Origin of the sequence: Terrabacter sp. NPDC080008 (assembly GCF_040702505.1) — a bacterium.
In the GTDB taxonomy this organism is placed as follows: Bacteria; Actinomycetota; Actinomycetes; order Actinomycetales; family Dermatophilaceae; genus Terrabacter.
Genome location: NZ_JBFBLC010000002.1, coordinates 282,235 through 308,923 on the forward strand (window position 1 = coordinate 282,235; position 26,689 = coordinate 308,923).

Annotated in this window: 26 protein-coding genes and 1 riboswitch; of the genes, 10 read left to right on the forward strand and 16 right to left on the reverse strand. The window is 73.4% G+C overall.

Annotated features, from left to right (window positions below; all coding sequences use genetic code 11):
* Positions 1 to 14: 14 nt before the first annotated feature.
* Entirely contained in the window at positions 15 to 674 is a 660-nt protein-coding gene (lipB, locus tag AB0316_RS07260; protein ID WP_366271797.1) for a lipoyl(octanoyl) transferase LipB, read from the reverse strand.
* Positions 675 to 710: 36 nt separating this feature from the next.
* Here lipB and AB0316_RS07265 point away from each other — a divergent pair, with 36 nt between their 5' ends.
* Positions 711 to 1,796, forward strand: coding sequence for a Gfo/Idh/MocA family oxidoreductase (locus tag AB0316_RS07265; RefSeq protein ID WP_366271799.1), 1,086 nt, complete (start codon positions 711 to 713; stop codon positions 1,794 to 1,796).
* 64 nt (positions 1,797 to 1,860) lie between these two features.
* On the forward strand, positions 1,861 to 3,462 hold the full coding sequence (locus tag AB0316_RS07270) for a serine/threonine-protein kinase (protein ID WP_366271800.1): 1,602 nt from the start codon (positions 1,861 to 1,863) through the stop codon (positions 3,460 to 3,462).
* On the opposite strand, the gene AB0316_RS07275 is transcribed toward AB0316_RS07270, so the two are convergent.
* The 3 genes from AB0316_RS07275 to lpdA are packed head-to-tail and all read right to left on the reverse strand — an operon-like array spanning position 3,440 to position 7,662.
* Positions 3,440 to 4,348 (reverse strand): TIGR01777 family oxidoreductase, encoded by a 909-nt coding sequence (locus AB0316_RS07275; RefSeq protein ID WP_366271802.1) that lies wholly within the window; start codon positions 4,346 to 4,348, stop codon positions 3,440 to 3,442. The genes AB0316_RS07270 and AB0316_RS07275 overlap by 23 nt on opposite strands.
* A 34-nt stretch (positions 4,349 to 4,382) precedes the next feature.
* The gene (gene sucB, locus AB0316_RS07280) at positions 4,383 to 6,251 is read right to left on the reverse strand and encodes a 2-oxoglutarate dehydrogenase, E2 component, dihydrolipoamide succinyltransferase (protein WP_366271804.1); all 1,869 of its coding nucleotides are present in this window, start codon (positions 6,249 to 6,251) and stop codon (positions 4,383 to 4,385) included.
* A 31-nt stretch (positions 6,252 to 6,282) separates the two neighbouring features.
* Positions 6,283 to 7,662: a dihydrolipoyl dehydrogenase gene (gene lpdA / locus AB0316_RS07285; RefSeq protein ID WP_366271806.1), complete on the reverse strand. Its 1,380-nt coding sequence runs from the start codon at positions 7,660 to 7,662 to the stop codon at positions 6,283 to 6,285.
* 199 nt (positions 7,663 to 7,861) lie between these two features.
* Between lpdA and AB0316_RS07290 the strand changes: the two genes are divergently transcribed.
* Both AB0316_RS07290 and AB0316_RS07295 read left to right on the forward strand, forming a co-directional pair.
* Positions 7,862 to 8,209 carry a hypothetical protein gene (locus AB0316_RS07290; RefSeq protein ID WP_366271808.1) on the forward strand — a complete coding sequence of 116 codons (348 nt, stop codon included), beginning with the start codon at positions 7,862 to 7,864 and terminating at the stop codon, positions 8,207 to 8,209.
* 151 nt (positions 8,210 to 8,360) lie between these two features.
* A complete protein-coding gene (locus tag AB0316_RS07295) occupies positions 8,361 to 8,552 on the forward strand; it encodes a DUF5302 domain-containing protein (protein ID WP_366271810.1) in 192 nt (63 codons plus the stop codon).
* 66 nt (positions 8,553 to 8,618) lie between these two features.
* Here the strand turns inward: AB0316_RS07295 and AB0316_RS07300 are convergent, their stop codons facing one another.
* Positions 8,619 to 10,112, reverse strand: coding sequence for a leucyl aminopeptidase (locus AB0316_RS07300; protein WP_366271811.1), 1,494 nt, complete (start codon positions 10,110 to 10,112; stop codon positions 8,619 to 8,621).
* Positions 10,113 to 10,242: 130 nt separating this feature from the next.
* On the opposite strand from AB0316_RS07300, the gene gcvT reads away from it, so the two are divergent.
* Positions 10,243 to 11,361, forward strand: coding sequence for a glycine cleavage system aminomethyltransferase GcvT (gene gcvT / locus AB0316_RS07305; RefSeq protein WP_366271813.1), 1,119 nt, complete (start codon positions 10,243 to 10,245; stop codon positions 11,359 to 11,361).
* A 62-nt stretch (positions 11,362 to 11,423) separates the two neighbouring features.
* Here the strand turns inward: gcvT and AB0316_RS07310 are convergent, their stop codons facing one another.
* From AB0316_RS07310 to AB0316_RS07335, 6 genes are read right to left on the reverse strand one after another with little or no spacing between them, the layout of a single operon-like run.
* Complete coding sequence (locus AB0316_RS07310; protein ID WP_366271815.1) at positions 11,424 to 12,230, reverse strand: adenosylcobinamide-GDP ribazoletransferase; 807 nt, start codon at positions 12,228 to 12,230, stop codon at positions 11,424 to 11,426.
* On the reverse strand, positions 12,223 to 12,924 hold the full coding sequence (locus tag AB0316_RS07315; RefSeq protein ID WP_366271817.1) for a bifunctional adenosylcobinamide kinase/adenosylcobinamide-phosphate guanylyltransferase: 702 nt from the start codon (positions 12,922 to 12,924) through the stop codon (positions 12,223 to 12,225). The genes AB0316_RS07310 and AB0316_RS07315 overlap by 8 nt, the downstream gene beginning before the upstream one ends.
* Positions 12,921 to 13,868, reverse strand: a complete 948-nt coding sequence (locus AB0316_RS07320; RefSeq protein WP_366271818.1) for an ECF transporter S component — start codon at positions 13,866 to 13,868, stop codon at positions 12,921 to 12,923. Before AB0316_RS07320 ends, AB0316_RS07315 begins: the two co-directional genes overlap by 4 nt.
* On the reverse strand, positions 13,865 to 15,487 hold the full coding sequence (locus AB0316_RS07325; protein WP_366271820.1) for an ATP-binding cassette domain-containing protein: 1,623 nt from the start codon (positions 15,485 to 15,487) through the stop codon (positions 13,865 to 13,867). The genes AB0316_RS07320 and AB0316_RS07325 overlap by 4 nt, the downstream gene beginning before the upstream one ends.
* Positions 15,484 to 16,563: an energy-coupling factor transporter transmembrane component T gene (locus AB0316_RS07330; protein ID WP_366271822.1), complete on the reverse strand. Its 1,080-nt coding sequence runs from the start codon at positions 16,561 to 16,563 to the stop codon at positions 15,484 to 15,486. Before AB0316_RS07330 ends, AB0316_RS07325 begins: the two co-directional genes overlap by 4 nt.
* A gap of 14 nt (positions 16,564 to 16,577) precedes the next feature.
* A complete protein-coding gene (locus AB0316_RS07335) occupies positions 16,578 to 17,324 on the reverse strand; it encodes an SCO2322 family protein (RefSeq protein ID WP_366271823.1) in 747 nt (248 codons plus the stop codon).
* A gap of 90 nt (positions 17,325 to 17,414) precedes the next feature.
* A riboswitch (cobalamin riboswitch) is annotated at positions 17,415 to 17,566 on the reverse strand.
* A 34-nt stretch (positions 17,567 to 17,600) separates the two neighbouring features.
* On the opposite strand from AB0316_RS07335, the gene AB0316_RS07340 reads away from it, so the two are divergent.
* Positions 17,601 to 17,816, forward strand: a complete 216-nt coding sequence (locus tag AB0316_RS07340; protein WP_366271825.1) for a hypothetical protein — start codon at positions 17,601 to 17,603, stop codon at positions 17,814 to 17,816.
* Positions 17,813 to 19,168 carry a serine hydrolase domain-containing protein gene (locus tag AB0316_RS07345; protein WP_366271826.1) on the forward strand — a complete coding sequence of 452 codons (1,356 nt, stop codon included), beginning with the start codon at positions 17,813 to 17,815 and terminating at the stop codon, positions 19,166 to 19,168. The genes AB0316_RS07340 and AB0316_RS07345 overlap by 4 nt, the downstream gene beginning before the upstream one ends.
* An 87-nt stretch (positions 19,169 to 19,255) precedes the next feature.
* Here the strand turns inward: AB0316_RS07345 and AB0316_RS07350 are convergent, their stop codons facing one another.
* From AB0316_RS07350 to AB0316_RS07360, 3 genes are all read right to left on the reverse strand, one after another.
* Complete coding sequence (locus tag AB0316_RS07350; protein WP_366271828.1) at positions 19,256 to 19,834, reverse strand: DUF3043 domain-containing protein; 579 nt, start codon at positions 19,832 to 19,834, stop codon at positions 19,256 to 19,258.
* 67 nt (positions 19,835 to 19,901) lie between these two features.
* The gene (locus AB0316_RS07355) at positions 19,902 to 20,486 is read right to left on the reverse strand and encodes a protein-L-isoaspartate O-methyltransferase (RefSeq protein ID WP_366271829.1); all 585 of its coding nucleotides are present in this window, start codon (positions 20,484 to 20,486) and stop codon (positions 19,902 to 19,904) included.
* Positions 20,487 to 20,529: 43 nt separating this feature from the next.
* Positions 20,530 to 21,348, reverse strand: a complete 819-nt coding sequence (locus AB0316_RS07360) for a methyltransferase domain-containing protein (protein ID WP_366271831.1) — start codon at positions 21,346 to 21,348, stop codon at positions 20,530 to 20,532.
* 85 nt (positions 21,349 to 21,433) lie between these two features.
* Between AB0316_RS07360 and AB0316_RS07365 the strand changes: the two genes are divergently transcribed.
* Positions 21,434 to 22,804 (forward strand): dipeptidase, encoded by a 1,371-nt coding sequence (locus AB0316_RS07365; protein WP_366271833.1) that lies wholly within the window; start codon positions 21,434 to 21,436, stop codon positions 22,802 to 22,804.
* 82 nt (positions 22,805 to 22,886) lie between these two features.
* Here the strand turns inward: AB0316_RS07365 and AB0316_RS07370 are convergent, their stop codons facing one another.
* Both AB0316_RS07370 and nadA read right to left on the reverse strand, forming a co-directional pair.
* A complete protein-coding gene (locus tag AB0316_RS07370) occupies positions 22,887 to 23,687 on the reverse strand; it encodes a metallophosphoesterase family protein (protein ID WP_366271834.1) in 801 nt (266 codons plus the stop codon).
* Between the two features lie 4 nt (positions 23,688 to 23,691).
* Positions 23,692 to 24,912, reverse strand: a complete 1,221-nt coding sequence (gene nadA / locus AB0316_RS07375; protein WP_366271836.1) for a quinolinate synthase NadA — start codon at positions 24,910 to 24,912, stop codon at positions 23,692 to 23,694.
* Positions 24,913 to 24,969: 57 nt separating this feature from the next.
* On the opposite strand from nadA, the gene AB0316_RS07380 reads away from it, so the two are divergent.
* Both AB0316_RS07380 and erpA read left to right on the forward strand, forming a co-directional pair.
* Positions 24,970 to 26,139, forward strand: coding sequence for a glycerate kinase (locus tag AB0316_RS07380; protein WP_366271838.1), 1,170 nt, complete (start codon positions 24,970 to 24,972; stop codon positions 26,137 to 26,139).
* A 139-nt stretch (positions 26,140 to 26,278) separates the two neighbouring features.
* Entirely contained in the window at positions 26,279 to 26,668 is a 390-nt protein-coding gene (gene erpA / locus AB0316_RS07385; protein WP_366271840.1) for an iron-sulfur cluster insertion protein ErpA, read from the forward strand.
* The last annotated feature ends 21 nt before the right edge of the window (positions 26,669 to 26,689 follow it).

Here is a 26,689-nt window from a genome sequence, read left to right on the forward strand (position 1 = left end):
GCGAGAGCCGACGGTCAGGTCAGGACACGCTGGTTGGGCCGCAGCGTCGGGAGGATGTCGGCGAGGTGCTTCTCGACGTGGGGGAGGACCTCGGTGACGGGCACGTCCCGGCCGAGCTCGAAGGACAGCGACGTCACACCCGCGCCCACGATGCCGCACGGGATGATCACGTCGCCCCACGACAGGTCGGGATTGCAGTTGAAGGCGAAGCCGTGCATCGCGACCTGGCGGCTCACGCGGATGCCGATGGCGCCGATCTTGCGGCGCGGGCCGCGGTCGTCCTCGGCGATCCACGTGCCGCTCTCGCCCTCGACCCGGCCGGCCTCGACGCCGAAGTCGGCGCACACGCGGATCATCATCTCCTCGATGTGCCGGACGTAGCCGACGACGTCGATGGGGGCGGGGAGCCGGACGATGGGGTAGCCGGTGATCTGGCCCGGACCGTGCCAGGTGATCTTGCCGCCCCGGTCGACGTCGATGACCGGCGTGCCGTCCTTGGGACGCTCCTGCGGCTCGGTGCGCTTGCCGGCCGTGTACACGGCCCGGTGCTCGAGGAGGTAGACGGTGTCGGGCTCCTCGCCGGCCACGACCTTCGCGTGGGTCTCGCGCTGGATCTGCCAGGCCCGCTCGTAGTCGACGAAGTCGGGGTCGAGGCCGAGGTGGACGAAGCGCATGCGAGCAGCCTACGCCGGGCGGCATACGATGCCGGAATGCCTGCCACAGAGCCGCCCCCAGCCCCTCGCCCCAGTGCCGGAGCCGGACTGCGTGTCGGACTCGTCGGCTACGGCTCGGCCGGCCGCGGCATCCACGCGCCGCTCATCGAGCGCGCTGGCCTGACCGTCGCCGCGGTGTCGACGTCGAACGCGACGCGGGCCGACGAGGTGCGAGCCGACCTGCCCCACGCCGAGGTGGTCCCGGACCTGGAGACGCTGCTGGGAGTGGAGGGCCTCGACCTGGTGGTGCTCGCTTCTCCGAGCGGCGTCCACGCGGAGCAGGCCGAGCGTGTCATCGAGGCAGGCCGGCCGCTCGTCGTCGACAAGCCGCTCGCGGTCGAGGCCAGCCAGGCACTCGACGTCGTCGACCTCGCGGTCCACCACGGGGTGCCGCTGACGGTCTTCAACAACCGCCGCTTCGATCCCGAGCTCGCGGCCCTGCGCACCGTCCGCGACGACGCGCTTATCGGTGACATCTGGCGCGCCGAATACCGCTGGGACCGTTGGCGGCCCGTGCCGAAGCAGCGCTGGCGGGAGCAGGTGCCCGCCGAGCAGGGAGGCGGCCTGCTGCTGGACCTCCAGACACACCTCGTCGACCAGGCGGTCCTGCTGCACGGCGAGGTGGAGTCCGTCTACGCCGAGGTCGACGCCCGCACCACCGTCGCCGAGGACGACACCTTCCTCGCCTGCCGGCACACCTCCGGTGTGGTCAGCCACGTCATGTCCAGCTCGGTCAACGGCGCGCCCGGGCCACGGGCGCGCGTCAGCGGCTCCGGCGGCGCCTACGTCATCGGGCGGCAGTTCGACGACGTCAGCGCCTTCCGCGAGTTCGAGAACCAGGGGAACGCCGTGGGCTGGATCGTGCGCGGCGAGGAGCGTGTGCCCGGTCCGGTCGTCACCGACGCCGACCAGGCCAACTTCTACCGTGCGGTCGCGGCGGCGCTGACCTCCTCGGACCCGCAGGCCACCATGCCGGTCGACCCGCGCGACGCCGTCCACGTCCTCGCCGTCCTCGACGCGGCACGTATCAGCGCCCGCGACGGACGGGTCGTCGAGGTGGTCACCCCCGGCCAGACGCCCTGACCGGGCCTGCCGTCCCTGTGGATGACGGGCCCGCGCGCGGCGGGCGCCCTGCTTGCATGAACGGGTGAGCAGCAACGAGCCCGGAGACACCGACCCCCCACGCATCCCCGGACACCGCGTCGACGCAGTCCTCGGCGCCGGTGCCTCTGCCGTCGTGTGGTCGGGCACCGACCCGACCGGCCGTCCGGTGGCGATCAAGGTGCCGCACCACGCCCGCGACGTGTTCGACGAGGACGAGGCGCTGGTCGAGCAGCAGGTGCTGCTGGCGGTCCAGCACGAGCACCTCGTCCCTCTGAGGTCGGTCGTCCCGCTGGCCGACGGCCGCGACGCGCTGGTCTTCGACCGGGTCACCGGCGCGCAGCTCGGCGGCATGGTGCGCAGCCGTGGCCACCTCCGCGCGGGCGAGGTCGTCACCGTGCTGACACCCGTCTGCGAGGCCGTCGCCCACCTGCACGCGGCGGGCGGCGTCCACGCCGACATCTCCCCGTCCAACGTCATGGTGACTCCCGACGGGCGACCCGTGCTGCTCGACCTCGGTGCGGCGCGGGTCGCCGGAACCGTCCCGGGTGCCGTCTACGGCACCACCGGCTTCGTCGCCCCCGAGGTGCGCCTGGGCGCCGAGCCCGGTGAAGCCGCCGACGTGTACGCGGTGGGCGCAGTCGCGTGGTTCTGCCTCACCGGCAACGGGGCGCCCGACACGATGACCCGGCTCGACCTCGAGACGGTCGTCAGCCATGTCGGGGCCGAGCTGGGCCCGGTGGTGGCCGCGGCCATCGACCCCGACGCCGAGCGCCGTCCCGGTGCGGCGGAGCTCGCCCGGCTGTTCTACGACGCCGCCCCGGCGCAGCCGGTGGAGGTCGTCGTCGACGCGGACCCGGCCGCGGCCCTGACGCACCGCCTGCGCGCCGACGCGAACGCCGAGTCGGCGAGCGCGCCGGTCGACCGCCGACGGCGCCGGCTGACCCGGCCGACCTGGCTGCCCTCACGCCGGTGGTCGAGCCGGTGGTCGCGCCCCGCCGCCGCGGCGCTGGTGGCCGTCCCGCTGCTCGGGGTCGCCGGCTGGGCCTTCGCCGCCGCCCAGGCGGGCGGGCACCCCGTCGCGGGGGTCACGACCGTGCCCGTGCCTGTGACGTCTGCTGCGTCGCCGACGGCGGACAAAGCTGCGGAGACCGGCGCACCGGCAGGCGCCGTCGCCCCCTCGAAGAGCGTCCCGACCGCCCCCGCAGCAGCCGCGGCGAGCGCTGGGGCGGATGCGCTGCTCCGCGACCCGGTGAGCCCCTCGCGCCGGCCCGAGGACCTGCTCCAGACCCTGAGCGACCGTCGGGCATCGGCACTCACGGCCCGGGACGCCCGAGCCCTCGAGGCCGTCCACGCACCCGGCTCGGCGAGCCTGGCGAGTGACCGCGAGCTCGTCGAGGCACTGGTGAAGGCCGACACCGGGTGGGAGCGCCTCGGGCTGGAGGTGGCCGAGGCCCGGTTCGTGTCCGGCTCACCCACGGCTGCCGTGCTGCGCGCCCGGGTCGACTGGACGGCATACGTCGTCGTCACCGGGGGGCAGACGAGGAGGGCCGAGCCGGCCGACACGGGCCGCGAGCTCGACTTCACGCTCGCGCGCGGCGACCAGGGCTGGCGGCTGGCCTCGATCAGCGCTGCACCAGCCACCTGACGGCAGGCTCGAGGTCGGAGTGCTCGAAGGTGAACCCTGAGGCGAGCAGGGCTGCCGGCTCGACGCGCTGGCTCGCGGTGATGTAGTCGGCGAACTCACCGACGACGGCACGCAGTGCGAAGCGCGGCGCGGGCACGAGCGCCGGACGCGACAGGGCGTGGCCGATCGCCGCGGCGATGTCCCGCTGGCGCGCCACCCCGGGGGAGGTGAGATTGAAGGCCCCGACGAGATCGGGGCGGTCGATCAGGTGCGTGATGGCGCGCACCTCGTCGACGAGCGTGATCCAGGGCCACCACTCCCGGCCGGAGCCCATCGGGCCTCCGAGGCCGAGGCGGCCGAGCATCACGACCTGCTGGAACGCGCCGCCGTCGGGGGCCATCACGAGTCCCGTCCGGGTGAACGCGACGGGTATGCCGGCCTCCACCGCTGACTGCGCAGCGCCCTCCCAGCGCACCACGACCCCGGCGAGGAAGTCCGTGCCGGGCGCGCTCGTCTCGGTGAGGCGCTCGTCGCCGCGGTCGCCGTAGTAGCCCACGGCCGAGGCGTTGACGAGGCGCACCGTCTCGCCGGTGCGCTCGTGGTGAGCGACCAGCGCCTGCGCGACGGTGCCCGTGGCGTCGGTGCGGGAGCGCTCGACCTCCCGCTTGTGCTCGGCGTTCCAGCGCTTGTCGCCGATGCCGACGCCGGCGAGGTTCACCACGGCGTCGACGCCCTCGAGGGCTCCCGGTTCGAGCGTGCCGCGGGAGGGATCCCACTGCACCTCGCCGGGTCCCGAGGGCTGGCGCCGCACGACGCGGACGACCACGTCGCCGCGGTCGGTGAGGCGACGACGAAGCGCGCCGCCGATCAGGCCGGACGAGCCGGTGATGGCGACGCGCTTCGTCATGTGCTTCTCCTCGTTCGGTCAGCGACGGCGAGGTTCAGGCCTCGAACTGGCCCTCTTCGAGGCGGGCCTTCATCGTCGCGAGGAACCGTGCGGCGTCGGCTCCGTCGACGATCCGGTGGTCGTACGACAGCGCGAGGTACATCATCGAGCGGATCGCGATGGTCTCGCCGCCGTCGGCGTCGGTGACCACGACAGGACGCTTGACGATCGCGCCCGTGCCGAGGATGCCGACCTGGGGCTGGTTGATGATAGGCGTGTCGAACAGCGCGCCGCGGCTGCCGGTGTTGGTGATGGTGAAGGTGCCACCGGCGAGGTCGTCGGGCGTGATCTTGTTGCTGCGCGTGCGGGCCGCCACGTCGGCGATCGCGCGGGCGAGCCCGGCGATGTTGAGGTCGCCGGCGTTCTTGACGACCGGGACGATGAGGCCCTTCTCGGTGTCGACGGCGATCGAGAGGTTCTCGGTGCCGTGGTAGACGACCTCGTCGCCCTCGATGCTCGCGTTGACCATCGGGTGCGCCTTGAGCGCCTCGGTGGCAGCCAGGGCGAGGAAGGGCAGGAAGCTGAGCTTGGTGCCCTCGCGCGCCTCGAACTCGTCCTTCACCCGGGCGCGCAGGCGCGCCACCTTGGTGAGGTCGACCTCGACGACCGTCGTCAGCTGGGCGGAGACCTGCAGCGACTCGACCATGCGGGTGGCGATCACCTTGCGCAGGCGGCTCATCTTCTCCCGTGTGCCGCGCTTGGGCGAGACGGCGGCGGTTGCAGCCGGGGCGCTGGGCGTGGCCGAGGCTGCAGGAGCGGCAGGGGCCGGGGCGGCAGGCTGCTGGGCGGGCGCCGGGGCCTTGGCGGCCTCGGCAGCGTCCAGCACGTCCTGCTTGCGGATGCGTCCGCCGACACCGGTGCCGGTGATCGAGCCCAGGTCGACGCCGTGCTGAGAAGCGAGCTTGCGCACGAGCGGCGTCACGTAGGCGGCGGCGTCGTCACGCGAGGACGCCGAGGCCGGTGCTGCGGCGGGGGCCTCAGGAGCCTCCGGGGACTGCTGGGCCGGCGGGCGCTCGGCGTCGGCGGGCTTGCCGGCGGCCTCGACCCGGGTCTCCTCGGTCGCCTGGGAGGCAGCCGCGGCAGGGGCGGGCGTCTCGGCGCGGGCGGGCTCGGGCGTCTGCTGCGGCGCGGCCTGCTCCGGCTCGGCCTGCTGCTGTGCTGGCTGCTGTGCTGGCTGCTGGGCGGGCTGCTCCGGCGCAGCGGCCGGTGCTCCGCCACCGATGACGGCGAGGTCGGCGCCGACCGGGACCGTGTCGTCCTCCTGGACGAGGATCTTGGTCAGCGTTCCGGCGACGGGGGAGGGGATCTCGGTGTCGACCTTGTCGGTCGAGACCTCGAGGAGCGGCTCGTCGACGGCGACCTCGTCACCCTCGGCCTTGAGCCAGCGCGTGACGGTGCCCTCGGTGACGGACTCGCCGAGTGCCGGCATGGTGACCGTCTGGCCCTCGCCACCCTCGGACGACGACGCACCGGCCTGCGGCTGCGCGGCCTGGGAGGCCTCGGGCTCGCTCGTGGCGGGCTGCGGCTCCTGGTCCACGCTCGGCGCCTCGGGGGCGGGAGCGGCCTCGGCCTGGGGCGCCGGAGCCGGCTCGGCGGCGGGCGCGTCGCCGCCGCCCGAGGGAGCGGCGCCGTCGCCGATGACGGCGAGGTCGGCGCCGACGGGGACGGTGTCGTCCTCCTGAGCCAGGATCTCCTGCAGGGTGCCCGCCACGGGGGAGGGGATCTCCGTGTCGACCTTGTCGGTCGAGACCTCGAGCAGCGGCTCGTCGACCTCGATGCGGTCACCGACGTTCTTCAGCCAGCGGGTGACGGTCCCCTCGGTGACTGACTCACCCAGGGCCGGCATGGTCACGCGTTCTGACATGACGTGTTTTCTCCTCTTCCCAGTTTCTGGCTCAAGCGTGTGCGTGCAGGGGCTTACCCGCCAAGGCCAAGTGTGCCTCGCCGAGTGCTTCGTTCTGCGTGGGGTGTGCGTGGATGAGACCGGAGACGTCCTCGGGGTGCGCCTCCCAGTTGACGATGAGCTGCGCCTCGCCGATCTGCTCGCCCATCCGGGCACCGATCATGTGGACGCCGACGACCGGTCCGTCGACCTGGCGAACGAGCTTGACGAAGCCCTGCGTGCCGAGGATCTGGGACTTGCCGTTGCCGCCGAGGTTGTACTCGTAGGTTGCGACGTCGCCGTAGGTCTCGCGGGCCTGCGCCTCGGTGAGCCCGACGCTCGCGATCTCGGGGTCGCAGTAGGTGACGCGCGGGATCCCGCTCTCCTGGATGGGCGCCGGCGCCAGGCCGGCGATCTCCTCGGCGACGAAGATGCCCTGGGCGAAGCCGCGGTGCGCCAGCTGCAGGCCGGGCACGATGTCGCCGACGGCGTAGACGCCCGGCACGCCGGTGCGCAGGCGCTCGTCGGTGGGCACGAAGCCGCGGTCGACGGTGACGCCCGCCGCCTCGAAGCCCAGGCCCTCGGTGACCGGCCCGCGGCCGACGGCCACGAGCAGCAGGTCGGCTTCGATGGTCTCGCCCGACTCCAGCGCGACGGTGACGACCTCGCCCTGCTGCGTCGCCCCCGCGAAGCGCGCGCCGGTCTTGAAGGTGATCTTGCGCTTGCGGAACGAGCGCTCGAGCTGCTTGCTGATGGCCTCGTCCTCGGCCGCCACCAGCCGCGGGAGCGCCTCGACGATGGTGACCTCCGAGCCGAAGCTCTTGAAGACAGAGGCGAACTCGACACCGATGACGCCGCCGCCGAGCACGACGACGCGCGCCGGGACGTGGTCGATCGACAGGGCCTGCTCGCTCGTCATGATGCGGCCGCCGATCTCGAGCCCGGGCAGCGACTTGGCGTAGCTGCCCGTGGCGAGCACGACGTTGCGGCCGGTGAGACGGCGCTCGCCGACGACGACGGTGTGGGGGCCGTCCAGGGCGCCGGTGCCCTCGACGTAGTCGATCTTCGCGGCCTTCACCAGACCCTGCAGGCCCTTGTAGAGGCGGCCGATGACGCCGTCCTTGTAGGCGTTGACACCCGACATGTCGACCGACTCGAAGGTGGTCTTGACGCCGAAAGAGGCTCCGTCGCGGGCGACGTCGGCGACCTCCGCAGCGTGGAGCAGCGCCTTGGTCGGGATGCAGCCCTGGTGCAGGCACGTGCCGCCCAGCCGGCCCTTCTCGACGAGCGCGACCGAGAGCCCGAGCTCCGCCGACCGCAGGGCACAGGCGTAGCCGCCGGACCCTCCACCGAGAATGACGACGTCGTAGTCGCCTGCGGCATCAGCCGGCATGTGCATGTGCTCCTTCGGGTGAGTTGCGTGCTCCCGCGGTCCAGCAGGCAGCAGGCCGGGGGAGGCAGGGCATGCGGGCGACCGTGGAGGCTGGGGGTGCAAGAGCATCTTGTCATTGATCGCGAAGGACGTCACAGGCAGGTCACGGCTGCCGGCGTGCTCCGGCCCGGTGCACGGCTCCAGCACGTACAGTGCCGCCATGGGCTGGTTCTCACGGCGCGGGGGGCGCACCGGAGCGGGCCGTGCCGTCCGCTCCGACGGGCCGAGGATGCAGATCGACCGCAAGGCGGTCGAGCAGCACCTGCGTTCCTTCGTCGACTCGCACCTCGGGGTCGAGGCCTACGTCGAGCCCGCCACGAGCGTCACGACGACGACCATCGTGCTCATCGCCTGGGACGGCGAGTGGACCCGCCGCGCGGTGGGCTCGCCGAAGGAGGGCTTCGAGGTCAGCCAGCGACTCGGCATCCCCGTCTACGACGTCAACCAGACCGGCTACCCCAACCGGATGAGAGAGTGGAACAAGCGTCGGCGCCAGGGAGACGCCTGACCGCGACGCCGCCACGACACCAGCACGACACCGCCACGACACGGCATACGGCTCGGGGCAAACGAGTGGACCGCGGCGACGTTCGCTGACAGGGTCGGGCATGTCCACTCCGGCCGGATACGGCGCCACAGCGACACAGGAGGTTCTCGACATGGCGAAGCAGGACGATGCGCCCAGCGGACCGAGCGAGGAGATGAAGGCCAAGTTCCGGGCCGCCCTCGACAAGAAGCACGCCCACGGCGGCAAGGACGTCTCCGACGACCACGACCGCACCAAGGTGCACGGCGGCGGCCACGGCCCGGCCAAGGCGCAGCAGATGTTCCGCCGCAAGTCCGGCGGCTGACGGCAGGCCGCACACACGAGAGGCCACGTTCCGGCGGGAACGTGGCCTCTCGGCGTACGGGGGTCCTCAGACGTAGGACTCGGCGAGCCCGACCAGGGTGCGCACGCCGAAGCCGGTGCCGCCCTTGGGCCAGTAGCCGGTGGGCGCCTTGTCGTTGAAGGCGGGCCCGGCGATGTCGAGGTGGCTCCACGGGATGCCCTCGCCGACGAACTCGTTGAGGAAGATCCCGGCCGTGAGCATGCCGCCCTCGGCCCCGCCCTTGTGGGCGATGTCGGCGTTGATCGACTCGAGGGCCGGTCGCAGCTCCTTCGGGAGCGGCATCGGCCACATCGCCTCGCCGACGGCCGTGGCCGCGTCGAGCACCCGGGTGCGGAACGCGTCGTCGTTGCCCATCACGGCAGCGGTGTTGGCGAGTGCCACGACCTGGGCCCCGGTGAGCGTCGCGATGTCGACGATGGCGTCGGGCGAGGACTCGGAGGCCAGGGCGATGCAGTCGCCGAGGACCATGCGGCCCTCGGCGTCGGTGTTGAGCACCTCGACCGTCTTGCCGCCGCGCATCGTCACGACGTCGCTGGGGCGCTGCGCCGTGGCGCTCGGCATGTTCTCGGCGAGGCCGAGGTAGCCGGTGATGGCAATGGGCAGGCCGAGCTCGGCGATGGCGAGGACGGCACCGGCGACGGCAGCGGCACCGGCCAGGTCGCACTTCATCGTCAGCATGCCGTTCGCCGGCTTGATGCACAGGCCGCCGGAGTCGAAGGTGATTCCCTTGCCGACGAAGGCGATCGAGGCCTTCGGGCGGGACGGGCTGTAGCTGAGGACGGCGATCCGCGGGTCATTGGCCGAGCCCTGGCCGACGCCGACCGTCCCGCCGAAGCCGCCCGCGCGCAGCGCCTTCATGTCGTAGGACTTGAGCTTGACCTTGGTGCCCTTGAACTTCTCGGCGAGGGAGTCCACGAACGTCTCGGGGTAGAGCAGGTTCGGGGGCAGGTTGACGAGGTCGCGGGTGTAGGCGACCGCCTCACCGATGGCAGCGGCCCGCTTGACCACCTTGCGCGAGGTCGAGTCGGCCGGCCCGACCAGGGTGACCGTCTCGACGGCGTCGGTGCTCGTCGTGCCGGCCTTGGAGACGGCGTATGCCCCGAGCGCCGCACCGTCGGCCACGGCCGACACGAGCTCGACCGACGTGCCCGGCACGACGACGGCGACCTTCTCCTTCTTGCTGAGCGACCGGATCGCCGCACCGATCCCCTTGCGCACGTCCTCGAGAGCCGTCGGGTCCGGCGTGGAGTCGGCCTTCAGCTGGCCGATGCCGGCCAGCACGACGAGACGCGCGGAGACGTCGGGCACGGCGGCGAGGGTGGTGACCTCGCCGACCTTGCCTGCGAGTCCGAGGTCGGCGACGACCGAGGTCAGGTGCGAGAGCGCCTTGCGGGGGAGGTCGTGACCGGGCGCCAGGGCGGCGGTGCCCTCCCCGGACGGGTCGGCGGCGACCAGCGCGACGACGAGGGCGTCGGCTGCGGTGTCGGCCGCCGAGCGGTTCGAGATGGTGAGGTTGGCCACGAAGGACTCCTTTGGTGTCAGGTGCTTCCGGGCGCACGTCGCAGCGCGTCCTCGGGGCGGGTGGTGCGAGTGGCAGCGTTCGATAGTAACGAGCGCGGACGGCATACCCGGTGGCGGTAGGTTGACGCCCATGACGACAGCGACGTCGGGGACGACCTCCCCGCTGACCTCACCCCTGCACGACCGCCACGTCGCCCTCGGCGCCAAGATGGCCGACTTCGGCGGCTGGGACATGCCGATCGAGTACCCCGGCGGCGGCGTCGTCGCCGAGCACACCGCGGTGCGCGAGCGCGTGGGGGTCTTCGACGTCAGCCACCTCGGCAAGGCGTCGGTGACCGGTCCGGGGGCCGCCGACTTCGTCAACTCCTGCTTCACCAACGACGTGCGCCGCATCCAGCCGGGCTCGGCGCAGTACACCCTCTGCTGCGACGAGTCGGGCGGTGTCGTCGACGACCTCATCGTCTACCTGAAGTCCGACGACGACGTCTTCCTCATCCCCAACGCCGCCAACACGGCCGAGGTCGTCCGCCGTCTGCAGGCAGCCGCGCCGGAGGGCATCACCGTCACCAACCTGCACCGCGACTACGGCGTCATCGCCGTCCAGGGGCGGGAGAGCGACGAGGTGCTGCAGTCGCTCGGGCTGCCCACCGGGCACGACTACATGTCCTTCGTCGAGGCCGACTGGCAGGGCCGGCCCGTCATCGTGTGCCGCACCGGCTACACCGGCGAGCGCGGCTACGAGCTCGTCCCGCGCTGGGACGACGCGCCGGCGCTCTGGGACGCCCTCCTCGAGGCGATGACCCCCTTCGACGGCAAGCCCTGCGGGCTGGGCGCCCGCGACACCCTGCGGACCGAGATGGGCTACCCCCTCCACGGCCAGGACCTCTCGCTGCAGATCTCGCCCGTGCAGGCGCGGGCCGGTTGGGCCGTCGGCTGGAAGAAGGACACCTTCTGGGGCAAGCCGGCGCTGGAGTCCGAGCGCGCCGACCCGACGCGTCTGATGCGCGGCCTGCTCGTCACGGGACGCGGCATCCCGCGGGCCCACTGCACCGTGTCCTTCGAGGGCGCCGCCGCGGGCGAGGTCACCTCCGGCACGTTCTCTCCCACGCTGAAGCAGGGCATTGCCCTGGCGCTGCTCGCCCCGGGCATCGCCGACGGGGCGACGGTCGAGATCGACGTGCGCGGCCGGACGCTGCCGGCGACGGTGGTCAAGCCGCCGTTCGTGCAGGTGCAGACCCGCCAGGCCTGATCGACGAGCGGCCCCGGCGCGCAGGCCGCGCCGGGGCCGACGCTCGGCCTCTGGCTCGCCGCTCAGGCGAGCGACAGCGCGATCGTGGCCGCGACGAGGCCCACGGCCAGGGACACCTCGATGGCTGCACCGATGACGTCGCCGGTGATACCGCCGAGGCGGCGCACGGCATGGCGGCGCGTCGCGAGCGCGCCACCCACCGCGGCCACCACGACCGCCGCGGACAGGGCCGCGCCGAGCCACCAGGTGCTCGAGCCGTGGCGCGCCAGGTGGGCCGCGAGCAGGCCGGCAAGGGCCGCAAGGGTCGCCACGCCGACCGACGCAGCGACCAGCTGGGCGCGGCCGACCGTGCCGGCCACCCCTTGGCCGAGACCCTCCGGACGAGCGGGGGGTATGCCGTCCCGCGCGCACACGGCGCACGCGAGCCGGCTTGCGGCGAGCGCCACGACCGCCAGCGCGGTCCCCACGGGGTCACGCAGAAGGGTCGTGAGGCAGGCGGCGTCGAGGAGCAGCACCAGCACGAGGGCGGCGGCCCCGGCCGGTCCGGTGTCGCCCCGCCGCATCACCGCGAGGGAGCGCTCCCGGTCGTGGCCGGACGTCAGGCCGTCGGCCAGGTCGGCGAGGCCGTCGAGGTGCAGGGCCCGGGACTGCAGTGTGGTCACGGTCAGCGCGAGGGTGGCTGCGACTGCCGCAGGCAGCAGGCCCGTGCCCACGACGAGGGCGAGCACGACCCAGGCGAGACCGGCGCCCACGGTCGTCGCCGGTGCGAGCAGCATGGCGAGACCCGTGACACGACGGTCGACGTGCTCCGGCGCACGGACCGGCAGCGCCGTGAACGTGCCGACGGCGAAGCGCCAGGCGTCACGCATCGCGCGTGCCGGACGCGTGGTCGCGGGTCTCGCCTCGAACGTCGGGGTCACCGGGCGTGATGGGCACGACGGGGACGACGGGGACGACGGGCGAGTCGCTGAGGTCGAGGACGCGGCCGGCGACGACGAGGTGCACGTGGCGCGCCACCGAGGAGACGCGGGCGTTGAGGCGCCCGAGCTCGTCCTGGAAGAACCGGCCCGAAGCCGTCGTCGGCACGAGTGACCAGCCGACCTCGTTCGTGACCACCACGACGGGCAGCGTTGCCGCGCAGAGGGACTCGACCAGGCGGTCCTCCTCCTGCCGGACGGCCGCCGCAGCTGCCTCGAGGTCGTCCCAGCCCACTTCGTCGACCACGGCGGTGAGCCAGGTGCCCAGGCAGTCCACGAGGACGGGCCCTGTCGCGGCGGAGACGGCGCCGGCCACGTCGGTGGTCTCGAGCGTCCGCCACGAGGACGGGCGGCGCTGCCGGTGACCCTCGACCCGGCGACGCCACTCCGCATCGTCCGGTCCTGCAGGCCCCGACGTGCCGGAGTCGGCAACCGGCTGCCCGGTCGCGACGTAGGTGACGCCCGACCGGTGGGAGAGCAGGTCCTCGGCGTGCCGGCTCTTGCCGCTGCGGACCGGGCCGGTCACGAGCGTCGTGGTCCACGCCCGGGCGGTGCCGGGCAGGCCTGAGACCTCGTGCCGGCTCATGCCAGGCCTCGCGACTCCGTGTGGGCTGTGGAGGCGGTGGAGCCCGTGGAGTCCGAGGGCGTCGAGGCCACAGAGGCGGCGGAAGCGGCAGCGTCGGTCGGGGTGGCCGAGGTGGGCGAGGTGGCCGAGGTGCCTGTCGGGACCGTGGGCTCGAAGTGCACCGGCACGCCGAACGCCGCGCGCCGGGCACCGCGGCGGAAGACCCGCAGCAGCGCCGGCCCGGCGAGCAGGACCAGCAGGGCGTTGAGCACGCCACGGGGAAGGTCCCAGCCGAGCGAGGTGGCCAGGTAGAAGACGGCGTAGTGCGCCAGGTTCTCCGACAGCGGGGCGCCCGGCACGAAGCTCATCCCGGCCGGTCCGCCGGCGCCGACGAACGGCCAGAACCACAGGTTCATGAAGGCCCCGAAGGCCAGCCCCGTCACGAGGGCGTAGGCGGCGAGGACCCATCGCTCGGCGCGGCTCCCGGCCCGTACCGGCAGCAGCCCGGCGCCGAGCCCGATGCCGCCGGCGCAGATCATCTGGAAGGGCAGCCAGGGTCCGACCCCACCCGTCAGCAGTGCCCCCGTGGTGACGGCGAGCGCGCCGGCGACGAAGCCGACGCCGGGTCCGAGGACGCAGCCGGCGACGATGACGACGAAGAACATCGGCTCGAGACCTGCGGTGCCGGCGCTGAGCAGGCGCAGCCCACCGCCGGCTGCGGCGGCCACCCCGAGCACGGCGATGGTCTTGGGCTCGAGCCGGCCGGCCGTCACCTCGGCGAGGCAGACGACGGCGAGCAGGCCGAGCAGGACGGCGAAGAACCAGGGGGCGTCGTGGCCGTGGTCGCGCGCGACGTCGCTGCTGACGAAGAAGGGCCAGGTGAAGGCGACCAGGCCGACGAGGCCGGCCAGGCACACGGCCGCTGCGGCCGGCCAGCGCAGCGGGATGACCCGCCGGCCGGTCATGCGATCCTCGCCAGGGCGCCTGCGACCTCGGCGACGGTCAGCCACGTCTGGGGCAGCAGCACCTTCGTCACCTGGGGGGCGAAGGCCGGTGACGACGCGAGCACCTCGCGTGCGGGGCCGTCGGTCACGACCTCGCCGTCGGCGAGGATGACCACGCGGTCGGCCACCTCGGCGGCCAGCTCGACGTCGTGGGTCGCCAGCACGACCGTGGTGCCTCGCTCGGCGAGGCCGGTGAGCACCTCCCCGAGCCGCTTCTTCGCGCCGTAGTCCAGCCCGCGGGTGGGCTCGTCGAGGAGGAGGAGCTCGGGCGACCCGGCCAGGATGACGGCGAGCGCGAGCTCGAGGCGCTGCCCCTCGGAGAGGTCCCGCGGATGGGTGTCGGGGGAGATGCCGCCGGAGATGCGGTCGAGCAGGGCCCACGCCGTGCCCGGAGTCGCGCCGAAGTCTGCGTCGGCCGCCTCGCACTCGGCAGCAACGGAGTCGGTGTAGAGGAGCAGCTCCGGCTGCTGTGGCACCAGCCCGACGGCGTGGATGCGCTCGCGGGCGGACAGCGCGTGCGGGTCGCGCCGCGTCGCCCCGACGCGCACGCTGCCCCCGGCGAGCCCGTGCTGGGCGGCGACCGCACCGAGCAGCGTCGACTTGCCGGCGCCGTTGCGGCCCATCAGCATCGTCACCGAGCCGCGGGCGACCGCCAGGTCCAGGCCCTCGAGCACGACCCGGCTCCCGCGCGACACGCGCACGCCGGTCAGGCTGAGGGCATCGCCCGGCCCGGTGGCCCGGCGGTCGGTCACGGCGCTGGGAGCGGTGTCGACGAGCGCCTCGCGCAGCGTCGCGGCCCGGCGCCGGGCGTCGCGGATCGACAGGGGGGTGGGCGACCACCCGGCGAGCCGGGAGAGGCCCACGACGGGCGGGTAGATCTGCGAGCGCAGCATGGCCTCGGCAGGGTCGAGCAGCTCGGACACGTGGCCCGCGTCGATGAGCAGGACGCGGTCGGCGTGGTGCACGACGCGCTCGAGCCGGTGCTCGGCGAGCACGACCGTGACCCCGAGGTCGTGCACGATGCGGTGCAGTGACGCGAGCACCTCCTCGGCCGCCACCGGGTCCAGCGCGGAGGTCGGCTCGTCGAGGACGAGCACTCGCGACCCGGCCGCGAACATCGCCGCGATGGCCACGCGCTGCTGCTGGCCCCCCGACAGGGCCCGCAGCGACCGGGCACGAAGCGGGGTGAGGCCGAACAGGTCGAGCGTCTCCTCGACCCGTCGGCGGATCGTCGTGGGGTCCAGCCCCATCGTCTCCATGCCGTACGCGACCTCGTCCTCGACGACGTCGGTGACGAAGGTGGACGAGGGGTTCTGCTCGACGAGCCCGACTACGGTGGCCAGGTCGCGAGGACGGTGCTCCGCGGTGTCGAGCCCGTCGACGCTGACGCGTCCGGTGAGCGTGCCGCCGCTGAAGTGGGGGACGAGGCCGTTGATGGTGCGCAGCAGCGTCGACTTGCCACTGCCGGTGGGCCCGACGACGAGGACGAGCTCGCCCTCGGGGATCTCGAGGGTGACGTCGTGCAGGCTGGGAGCCGGGGCGCCGGCATACTGCACCGACACGTGCTCGAAGGTGATCATGCGGTGGCCTCCCTGGGGGGCGGCGTGACCCAGGCGGGGACGGCCGCGACGAGCAAGGCGAGGACGGCGAGCAGGGGGACCGCGGGCAGCTGCGCCTGCTGGCTCGGGGTGACGCCCGACCAGCCGCGGGCCGACGCCACGACGAGCACCGCAGCCGGGAGTGTCCCGGCGAGCGCGGTGACGGTCTCGGTCCACGTCCAGCGGTCGCGTCGATGTCCCGACCGCGGGTCGCGGGAGGCGCCCACGAGCAGGCTCGCCGCGGCGAGGAGCATGCCGAGCACGAGCACCGGCAGCCCGAGGACGCCGCCGGCGGACGCGTCGAGCAGCCCGTAGAGCCCGGCGAGGACGCCGACCAGGCCGGCGAGGGCCAGTCCGGTGGCGGTGCGACGGCTGGTCGCGGTCGAGGTCACCGCACGACCGTATCCACGCGACTCCATGGAGGCGGCGAGACCGAGGGAGCGCTCGAAGGCGGTCTCGAGCACGGGGACCGCGAGGCGCCCCATCTCACGCAGCCCTCGGCCGTCGCGGCCACGCAGCGTGCGGGCCGCGCGGACCTCCCGGGCGTCGGAGAGCAGCTGGGGCGCGAAGGTGAGCCCGACGACCACGGCGGTGCCGACGTCGTAGAGCGTCGCCGGCAGGTAGCGCAGCAGTCGTCGCGGGCTCGCGAGGGCGTTCGCGGCGCCGAGGCACGCGAGGACGGCAGCCAGGCGCAGGGCGTCGTAGGCGGCATACAGCAGGGACTCGAGCGTCACCGGCCCGCCGAGGCGGATGCCGGCGGCCCACTCCGGCAGCGGCACGCTCGGCAGCGTCACGACCACCGTGGTGCCCGTGACGCCGTTGCCGAGTACGGCCGTCACGACGACCCGGAAGGCGATGACGACCCCGCCGATCGCCAGGAAGGCCGGCAGGGGGTTGGGTGTGGCCGGGTCCCGGCGCTCGCTGACCACGAGGACGCACACGCCGATGACCAGCACCAGCAGCAGCGGGTTGGTCGTGCGCGACGCCGCCGTGGCAAGGCCCAGCCCCCACAGCCACCAGGCTGCGGGGTGCTGGAGCCTCGCACGGCGCGGGTGCACGCTGACGCCGCCTCTCAGACGTTCCGGCGGCTACGTGAGCGCACGAGCAGGTAGGCGACGAGGGCGAGCAGCAGGAGCGCCACGACGACGTATGCCGCGACCGTCCCGCCGGAGGTGCCCGACGTCGGCGCCGATGCCACGTCCGAGGCCTTCGACGAGGCGGGCGCGCCGGGCGACGCGCCCGCCGACGAGGCTGCGGACGGTGCGGCGATGGTGACCGGCTCGTCCTTGGCCTTCGCCGCGGCGCTGACGTCCTTCACCGCGCCTCCGCAGTCACTCGCGGGGTAGCCGTCGACGCCACAGACCAGGCCCTTCTCGGCGCGCACGTCGCCGGCCGTCGCAAGGACGGCCGCGCTGGTCGCGTCGGTGGGCACGACGGCGCACGACGCCTTGGGCTGCGGCGGGGTGGCGCCCTCCGGGGCGTCCGCGGGACGGCCGAAGTCGAGGACGAGACCCACCCGCTTCTTGCCGCTCTGGGCCGGCGTCGTGCCGCACAGCTGGTCGAACGTGAGCTCGGCGCGCGGGAAGCGGGTCGCCGACTCGTCGGCGACGGCGAACCGCCAGCCGTCGACGGCGCCGTCCTTGGGGACCGTCTGGTCCGGGCCCTTCTGGGCGTAGGCCCAGGTGCCCTTCTCGAGCTGGAAGAAGCCCCAGTAGCGGTAGGCGGCGGCCTGGGCCGGCGCCAGCGTGAGGGCAGAGAGGCAGGCCGCGACGACGGCGGCGAGCAGCACCCGGATGGGGGCGCGACGAATGGTGGACATGGTTCCCTCCTCGCGGTCGGACACCATGTCGGGTCGCTGGCTGGAGCCGGCCCGGCGGGGTGACTCCGGTCCGCATTCCACGACAGACTGACAAAGGAGCCGTTCGGACGTGGGTTTTCCGGCTGTCCGCCCGAGCCGGCAGGCGGCACGGGGCGGAGTAACGGTTGCGGGTCAGCGCCGGATTCCCACCGGCTTGCCCCATCGTCCTTCGGTAGGGCGAACCGTCGCACGCGAGCCCTCGCCGCGTCAAACGGGCCGCCAACTAGGGTGGCGGGCATGAGCGCTGACTGGTCCTGGCTGTTCCTCGACGCCCACGGCAACCCGATGCAGGGGGAGGGGCTCGCGACCGCGGGCTTTCCCACGCAGAGCGACGCCGAGAGCTACCTCGGGGAGTCGTGGCGCGAGCTGCTCGAGGCGGGGGTGGAGGCCGTGACCCTGCGCGAGGGCGACACCGTCGTCTACGGCCCGATGAGCCTGAGGGCAGCGGAGTGACCGCCTCTTCCAGCGAGACGCTGTCGGACGGGCTGGAGCGCGACCTCCTCGGTCGCGTCGTGGCCGCGCAACGCTCGTGGCGCGCCCCCGGCGTGAGCGTCGGCGTGGTCCGCGACGGTCACCTCGTCTGGTCGGCGCACGTCGGCTCCGCTCGGCTCGGGGCCGAGACCGTGCCCGCCGACGACGACACGCAGTTCATGATCGGCTCGGTCACCAAGACGTTCACGGCCCTGGCCGTCATGTCGCTGCGAGACGAGGGTCTGCTCTCGCTCGACGACACCCTGGACACCTACCTGCCCGGCACCCGGCACGCCCGGGTCCCCTTGCGGCAGATGCTGGCCCACGCCTCGGGCTTGCAGCGTGAGCCGGTCGGCAACATCTGGGAGAGCCTCACCGCCCCGGAGCGCGAGGAGTTCCTCGCGGGGGTCGAGCAGGCCGAGCAGGTGCTCCCGCCGCACCACGCGTTCCACTACTCCAACCTCGCCTACGGGCTGCTGGGCCAGGTGGTCGAGCGGGTCGCCGGGGGCGACTGGGAGGACGTCGTGCGCGAACGCGTGATCGACCCGCTCGGCATGACGCGCACCGGCCTGACACCCGCCGACGACCGGGCTCTCGGCTACCAGGTCGACCCCTACGCCGGGACGGTCCGCGAGGAGCCGCTCTTCCCCCTGGGCGCGACGGCTCCCTTCGGTGGGCTCTGGTCGACGGTCGCCGACCTGAGCCGTTACGCCGCCTATGTCGCCGCACCCGACGACCGGGTGGTCCGGCCCGAGACGGTCGAGGAGATGTGCCGGCCGATCATCATGACCGACGTCGACTGGTGGAGCGGCGCCTACGGCCTGGGCTTCGGCATGGGCCGCCGCGGCGACCGGGTCTACGTCGGCCACGGCGGCGCGATGCCGGGCTTCCTGACCGGCCTGCGAGTGCGCCGAAAGGAGGGCGTCGGGGCGGTCGTGTTCGCCAACGCCACGTCGGGTGCGCTGACGCTGAAGCTCGCCACCGACCTCGTGGAGGCGGTCCTCGACGCCGAGCCGTCGCTCGCGGCCGCGTGGGTCCCCGAAGCGCCCCGGCCCGAGTTCGAGCCCCTCCTCGGCCTCTGGTGGTCCGAGGGCTCGCCGATCACGTTCTTCGTCCGTGACGGGCAGCTGTGGTCGCGCCTCGCCGACGACGACCCGCTGTCCGAGACGCGGTACGCCGCCGACGGCACCGACCGCTTCCGAGCCGTGGACGGCCGCGAGCGCGGCGAGCTGCTCGAGGTCGTGCGGGCCGCGGACGGATCGGTCGACAAGCTCTACTTCGCGACGTATGCCGTCACGCGGGCACCGCTCGCGTTCGCCGACCTGCAGGCCTGACCGCGCGGCAGACGTCGGACGCCGGGCAGCCCTGCAGGGGGCTGCCCGGCGTCCGGGGCGTGTGTCTGGGCGGCTTGAGGCGGACCGTCAGGCGGGGCGCTGGCCGCGGTCGACCTGCGGCTTCGGCATCCGGGTGCGCCGCATCTGGAAGGCGCGCATGATCGCGTACCACGCGTCGCCGCGCTCGGCCGAGCCGAACTTGTCCTCGATCTTGCGTCGGGTGCGGCGCCACATCAGCAGGGCGTCGCCGATGGCCACGAGGATGAGGCCGTAGACCAGGACGAAGACGAGCAGCAGGGCCCAGCTCTGGCGCACGAAGCTGAGCAGCAGCACGATGAGCATGACGGGGAGCATGAACTCGCCGATGTTCCACCGGGAGTCGACCGAGTCGCGGATGAAGCGCCGGCGCGGGCCCTTGTCGCGGGCGGGCAGGTAGCGCTCGTCGCCGGTCATCATGCCGGCGCGCTGCTTGGCCATCGCCTCGCGGCGCGCGGTCTTGTCGCGCGCGCCGGCCGCCTTGCGGTCGGTCACGATGAGCGGACGCTTGTTGAGGGCCTCCTGCTCGCGCCGCTTGGGCGTGGGCCGGTTCTTCGCGCCCGGGCGGGCCGGGTCGGCCGGCGCCGTGGGGGCGAGCTCGTCGTTGAGGGTCTTCTTGCGTCCGAACACGGGGACACTCTAAGCCGAAGGGCGCCCAGGCCCCGCATCGCGCAAGGCCGTCGCGGCTGCCCGGCCCTCAGCCGCCGGGCGGAACGCCGCGAAGGGGCACGAAGCGGTAGTGCCCGTGCGAGCTGGTGGTCAACGAGCCGCCTTCGCGCACGACCAGGGTCAGCGTCCCGGCGACCGGCACCACCATCCGGCCGCGCTCGACGAGCTGGTCTACGAGCGACTGCGGAAGCGCAGGCGCTGCGGCGGAGACCAGGATGCGGTCCCACGGGCCGTGGTCGGGGTCGCCGAGCACACCCGGCAGGGCCGGGCGGATGGAGGCCCACGGCATACGGCAGCGAGCGAGATTGGCAGCGCCCCAGCGGACGAGCTCGGGCTCCAGCTCGACACCGAGCACCCTGCCACCGGAGCCGGTCAGGTGCGCGAGCAGGGCCGTGGTCCACCCCGAGCCGGAACCGATGTCCAGCACGCGTTGGCCCGGTCGCACGTCGAGCAGGTGCAGCATCGCCGAGACGGTGCTCGGCTGCGAGCACGTCTGCCCCTGCCCGATGAGGATCGCCACGTCGTCCCGCGCCCGCGAGCGTGCCCCGGGTGGCAGGAACGCCTCACGGGGGACGGCATCGAGGGCCTGGGTGACGCGGTCGTCTCCGTCCACCACCCGATGCAAGCACGCCCGAGCGCCCGCGTCAGCCGCTGCCCTACGGGGTTCGGCGTGGGGCGCGGGCGAGGACGTGCACCAGCGTCCCGAGCGCCCGGTACGGGTCGGTCGAGCCCAGACGCTCCTCGACCTCGAGCAGCACCGACAGCTCCTCGGGGCCTGGGGTCGCGGCGTCCAGCGGGACGTCGTCGCTCGCGACGCGGATGCCGTACCACGCGTCGACGTGCAGACCGGCCGCTTCGAGGTTGCGATGCAACGACGCGAGGCTGTCCGCCCGGGCGTCCACCCCGATCTCGTTGCGGTAGAGGGCATCCCGCCCCTCCTGCGCCGCGCGGCGCTGCTCGTCGAGCATCGCCTGCGCCGCCGGCCAGTCGTGCCGCACGGCCGGGCGCCAGGCCATCGCGTCGCCGTTGCGGGTGACGATCGAGAGCAGCCCGCCGGGGGCGAGCCGTGCCGCGAGCGCCGCCACGGCGGCCCTGCTCTCGGGCAGGTACATCAGCACCCCGTGGCAGAGCACGACGTCGTATGCCGTCCCGCGCGTCGCGTCCGACAGCCCCGCGAGGTCGGCGTCCACCAGCGACACCCGGGCGCGGTCCTCCTCGTCCAGGGCCGCGGCGTCCTCGGTGAAGACGGCCCGCATGCGCGGGTCCGGCTCCACCGCCGTCACGACGTGGCCGGCCCGCGCGAGGCGCAGTGCCTGGGTGCCCTGGCCCGCCCCGACGTCGAGGACCGTGAGCGGCCGGGCGGACAGGTGGGCGGACAGCTGGCGCGCCACCAGCTCCTGGCGCACGACGTTGCGCAGGTTGCCGAGCCGCTCGAGCCAGTGCTGCTGCCCCGCAAGGAAGGTGTTGTCTCCCACCCGGCGAACCTACCCAAGGCGGACCCGCGACGCGGGTGATCAGACCGGCGACGGCACCGGCCTGCTCGTGGGTAGGGTCGGGCAGGTGACTGACGACGTGCTCACCCCCGACCAGATCCAGCAGATCCGCGACCGTGTGGCAGGCCTGATGCCAGAGGTCCGCGCCGACCTCGAGGCGCTGGTGCGCATCCCCAGTGTCTCGGCGTCCTCGTTCGACCAGAGCCAGGTCGCCCGCAGCGCGGAGGCCGTCGCCGAGCTGCTCCGCCGGGAGGGCCTCGACGTCGAGATCGTCGTCGAGGGCGGCCGCCCTGCCGTCATCGGGCACATCGACGGACCGGAGGGCGCGCCCACCGTCACCCTCTACGCCCACCACGACGTGCAGCCGCCCGGCGACGACGCCGACTGGGACACCCCGCCCTTCGAGCCCACCGAGCGTGACGGCCGGCTCTACGGTCGCGGCGCCGCCGACGACAAGGCCGGCGTCATGGCGCACGTCGCGGCCCTGCGGGCCCACGCCGGCAACCTGCCCGTCGGGGTCACCGTCTTCGTCGAGGGGGAGGAGGAGTACGGCTCGGCCTCCCTGCCCCAGATCCTCGAGAAGCACGGGCACCGCCTGTCCGCCGACGCCATCGTCATCGCCGACTCCGGCAACTGGGCCATCGGCGAGCCGGCCCTCACGACGACGCTGCGCGGCGGTGTGCGCGCGGTGGTGCGCGTGCAGACCCTCGACCACTCGGTGCACTCGGGGATGTACGGCGGCGCGGCGCCCGACGCCGTCACGGCCCTGATCCGGCTGTTGTCCTCGCTCCACGACGAGAAGGGCGACGTCGCCGTCGGAGGCCTCGACGAGGGCACCGCGGCCGAGCTCGACTACGACGAGGCGCGCTTCCGTGAGGAGTCCGGGCTGCTCGACGGCGTCGACCTCATCGGCACCGGCTCGATCCTGACCCGCCTGTGGAACAAGCCGTCCATCACGACCATCGGCATGGACGTCACGTCGGTCGACAAGGCGTCGAACACGCTGGCCGCCAAGGCCGCGGCCAAGGTCTCGATGCGCCTGGCCCCGACCCAGGACCCGGCCGCGGCGTTCGAGCTGCTCAAGCAGCACCTGCTCGAGCACGCCCCGTGGGGCGCCAAGGTCACGGTCGAGCTCGAGGAGCACGGCTCTGGCTTCGCCGCCGACGCCGACGGCCCGATCTACGACGAGGCGCGCGCGTCCTTCGCCGACGCCTGGGGCACCGAGCCGGTCGACATGGGCGTCGGCGGGTCCATCCCGTTCATCTCCGACTTCGTGGCCCGCTTCCCCGACGCCTCCATCATCGTGACCGGAGTCGAGGACCCCGACACCCGCGCCCACGGCGCCAACGAGTCGCTGCACCTCGGGGAGTTCGAGAAGGTCTGCGTGGCCGAGGCCGTCTTCCTCGCCCGGCTGGGAGCGCTGCGACCCACCCGCTGAGGCGAGCGCGTACGCACGCGAGCGCCCGGGAGCCGTACCGGCCCCCGGGCGCTTCCGTATGCCGTCACCCCACCCCCACGCGTCAGTCGGCCGTGCGTGCCGACCCACGGAAGATGCCGTCGCGCAGCTCGAGAGCGTAGGCGTCGGCCTCCGGCATGCCGAGCTCGAGGGCGACCGCGATCTCCGCCTCGATGTCGTAGGGCACCCGGCGGAACGACACCGAGAACGGCGCCGGCTCGAGCAAGTCCGGGACTCCCTCGAGGATCGCGTAGGGCGCGCTCGGGGCGTCGAGGTGGTTGCCGACGGCCCCAGCGTTGAAGAGCGTCAGGCCCTCGTCGACCTCGAGGTAGGCGCTGTGGATGTCGCCGTAGCCGACGACGTCGGGAGCGCTCGCCGGCGACGCACCGCCTGCCGTGAACTCGCCCGTGAACTGCGTGTTGGTGAACATCCCGCGGAACTGCTCCTGCGTGTGGCGGACGTGAACGCGGTGGAACTCGCTCGTCTGGGAGGCATGGAACAGCCGGATGCGGCGCCCACTCATGACCAGCTCGTAGGTGTTGGGCAGCCCGGAGAGCCAGGCGATCTCGTCGTCGCCGAGCTCGTCGCGGACCCACTGGCCGTGCTCCCACGGCTGTCGGTCCTTCGCCGAGATGAACGTGTCCCAGTTGCCGCGGACGGTGGCCTCGCACGCCTCGCGGCAGAGCTTGACCGACTCGGCGCCGCGCGGGCCCTTGCCGACGACATCGCCGAGGTTGACCACTCGCCCGATGCCGCAGGCCTCGATGTCGGCCAGCACGGCCCGCAGCGCGGAGACGTTGCCGTGGACGTCCGAGACGACGGCCACGCGCTCCGTGCCGCGCGGTGGACGACCGGGGTACGCCACCCGGTCAGTCCTTGTGCGTCTTGCCGGGCAGGGCGAGCATCCGGTCGAGGGCCGCGCGGGCCTCGGCGGCCACCGTGGCGTCGACGCGGATCGGGTTGACCACGCGTCCCTCGACGAGCGACTCGAGGGCCCAGACGAGGTGCGGCAGGTCGATGCGGTTCATCGTCGAGCAGTAGCAGACGTTCTTCTCGAGGAAGGCGATGCGCTGGTCGGGGAACTGCCGGGCGAGCCGTCGCACGAGGTTGAGCTCGGTGCCGACGACCCAGGAGGTGCCGGGCGGTGCGGCGGCGATCGTCTGGATGATCTTCTCGGTCGACCCCACCTCGTCGGCGAGCTCGACGACCTCGTAGCGGCACTCGGGGTGCACGATCACCTTGACGCCCGGGATCTCGCGACGCGCGGTCTCGACCGCGTCGACGGAGAAGCGTCCGTGCACGGAGCAGTGCCCGCGCCACAGGATCATCCGGGCCCGTTCGAGCTGGTCCCGGGTGAGACCCCCGTTGGGCCGGTGCGGGTCCCAGATGACGCAGTCGTCGAGGGAGAGGCCGAGCTCGCGCACCGCGGTGTTGCGGCCGAGGTGCTGGTCGGGCAGGAAGAGCACCTTGCCCGTGCCGTCCACGCCGCCGACCTGCTCGAACGCCCACTCGAGGGCCGTGGCGGCGTTGGAGCTGGTGCAGATGGTGCCGCCGTGGCGGCCGGTGAACGCCTTGATGGCGGCGGAGGAGTTCATGTAGGTCACGGGGATGGTCGCCTCGGCGACACCCGCGGCGGCCAGCTGCTCCCAGCAGTCCTCGACCTGGGCGATGGCGGCCATGTCGGCCATGGAGCAGCCGGCGGCGAGGTCGGGCAGGATGACCGTCTGCTCGTCGCTCGTGAGGATGTCGGCCGACTCCGCCATGAAGTGAACGCCGCAGAAGACGATGAACGGCGCGTCGGGACGCGCGGCGGCGTCGCGGGCGAGCTTGAACGAGTCGCCGGTGACGTCGGCGAACTCGATGACCTCGTCGCGCTGGTAGTGGTGTCCGAGGACGAAGACACGGTCGCCGAGGGCGGCCTTGGCGGCCCGCGCGCGCTCGACGAGGTCGGGGTCCGAGGGGGAGGGCAGCTCGCCCGGACACTCGACGCCGCGCTCGGTGTGCAGGTCGCTGCCGTGGCCGAGCACGAGGAGGGGGAGCGGAGCGGGTGCCGTGCCCGGTGCCGCGGCCGTGGCCGTGTCGCTGGTCATGGTCAGATCGTATGCCGCCGCGCCGACCGCCCGGACCGCCAGTGGGAGGATGCGCCCGTGCACGTCATCATCGCCCCCGACAGCTACACCGGCACCCTGACTGCGAGCCAGGCCGCTGCGGCCATCGCCGAGGGCTGGAGCCGAAGCGCCCCGACCGACCGGCTCACGCTCATGCCGCTCTCCGACGGTGGCCCAGGCTTCGTCGACGTCCTCGCCCAGTCCCTCTCCGGCGAGGTGCACGCGGTGGTGACCACCGACCCGCTCGGACGCGAGGTGCCCGGCTCGATCCTGCTGACGACCGGCGCCGGCGGGCGGACGGCATACGTGGAGTCGGCGCAGGCTTCGGGCCTGCACCTGCTCGCCCTGGACGAGCGGGACCCGACGCGGACGACGACCACGGGAGTGGGCACGCTCGTGCTCGCCGCGCTGGACGCCGGGGCCCGGCGCGTCGTCGTAGGGCTCGGCGGCTCCGGCACGAACGACGCGGGAGCCGGTCTGCTCGCCGCCCTCGGGGTCGGACCCGTCGAGCGGCTCGGCCGCGGCGGCCTCGCCCTCGGCGCGACGGGCCCGGAGGACGTCGCCGGGCTCGACGCCGCCCGGGACCGCCTGCGCGGAATCGACCTGGTCATCGCGAGCGACGTGGACTCGCCGATGCTCGGCCTCAAGGGTGCGAGCGCCGTCTTCGGGCCGCAGAAGGGAGCCTCCGAGGAGGACGCCCAGCGGCTCGAGAACGCGCTCGGCCACTTCGCGAGCGTCGTCGCCCGGGTGCGGCCGCCCGCGAAGGACCTGCTCACCGGAGCGCTCCTGAAGCCCGAGCGGGAGCCCGGCGCCGGCGCGGCCGGCGGTCTGGGCTACGCCCTGCACCTGCTCGGGGCCCGGCGGGTCTCGGGCGTCGAGGCGGTGCTCGACGCCGTCGGCTTCACCGACCTCGTCGCCTCCGCCGACCTCGTGGTCACGGGGGAGGGCACCTTCGACTGGCAGTCGCTGCGCGGCAAGGTCGTCGTGGGGGTGGCCGAGGCGGCGGCACGCGTCGGGGTCCCGGTCGTCGCCGTCCCCGGTCAGTCGCTCGTCGGCCGCCGCGAGTCCATGTCTGCCGGCCTGTCGGGCGTGTATGCCGTCGCGGAGCGTCCCGACCAGGTGGCCGCCGCGCTTGCCGACCCCGCCGCCCGGCTCTCCGACCGCACCGCCAGGGTCGCCCGGACGTGGTCGCCCTCGTCCGCCTCCTGAGCAGCGGGGCGCCTCCGGTGGGGGAGCTGCACTCTTTGCCCTCGTGCCGGACGTATGGTGGGAAGGCGCCCGGGAACACATCCGGCGCTGCACGGGTTGTCACTCCAGACCCGTGCTCCACGACGTGAAGGACCAACACATGAGTGTCGAGACGAACGCATCTCCCGCCGAGGCTCAGACGGGAGCCCAGACCGAGGCTCCCGCCCACGGCGTCGTCCTGACGGACGTCGCGGCCTCGAAGGTCAAGAGCCTGCTCGAGCAGGAGGGCCGTGACGACCTGCGCCTGCGCGTGGGCGTGCAGCCCGGCGGCTGCTCCGGCCTGATCTACCAGCTCTACTTCGACGAGCGCAGCCTCGACGGCGACCTCGTCCGCGATTTCGACGGTGTCGAGGTCGTCGTCGACCGGATGAGCTCCCCCTACCTGGAGGGCGCCACGATCGACTTCGCCGACACGATCGAGAAGCAGGGCTTCACGATCGACAACCCCAACGCCGGCAGCAGCTGCGCGTGCGGCGACTCCTTCAGCTGAGCGGCCCGCGCCGCTCGCCTG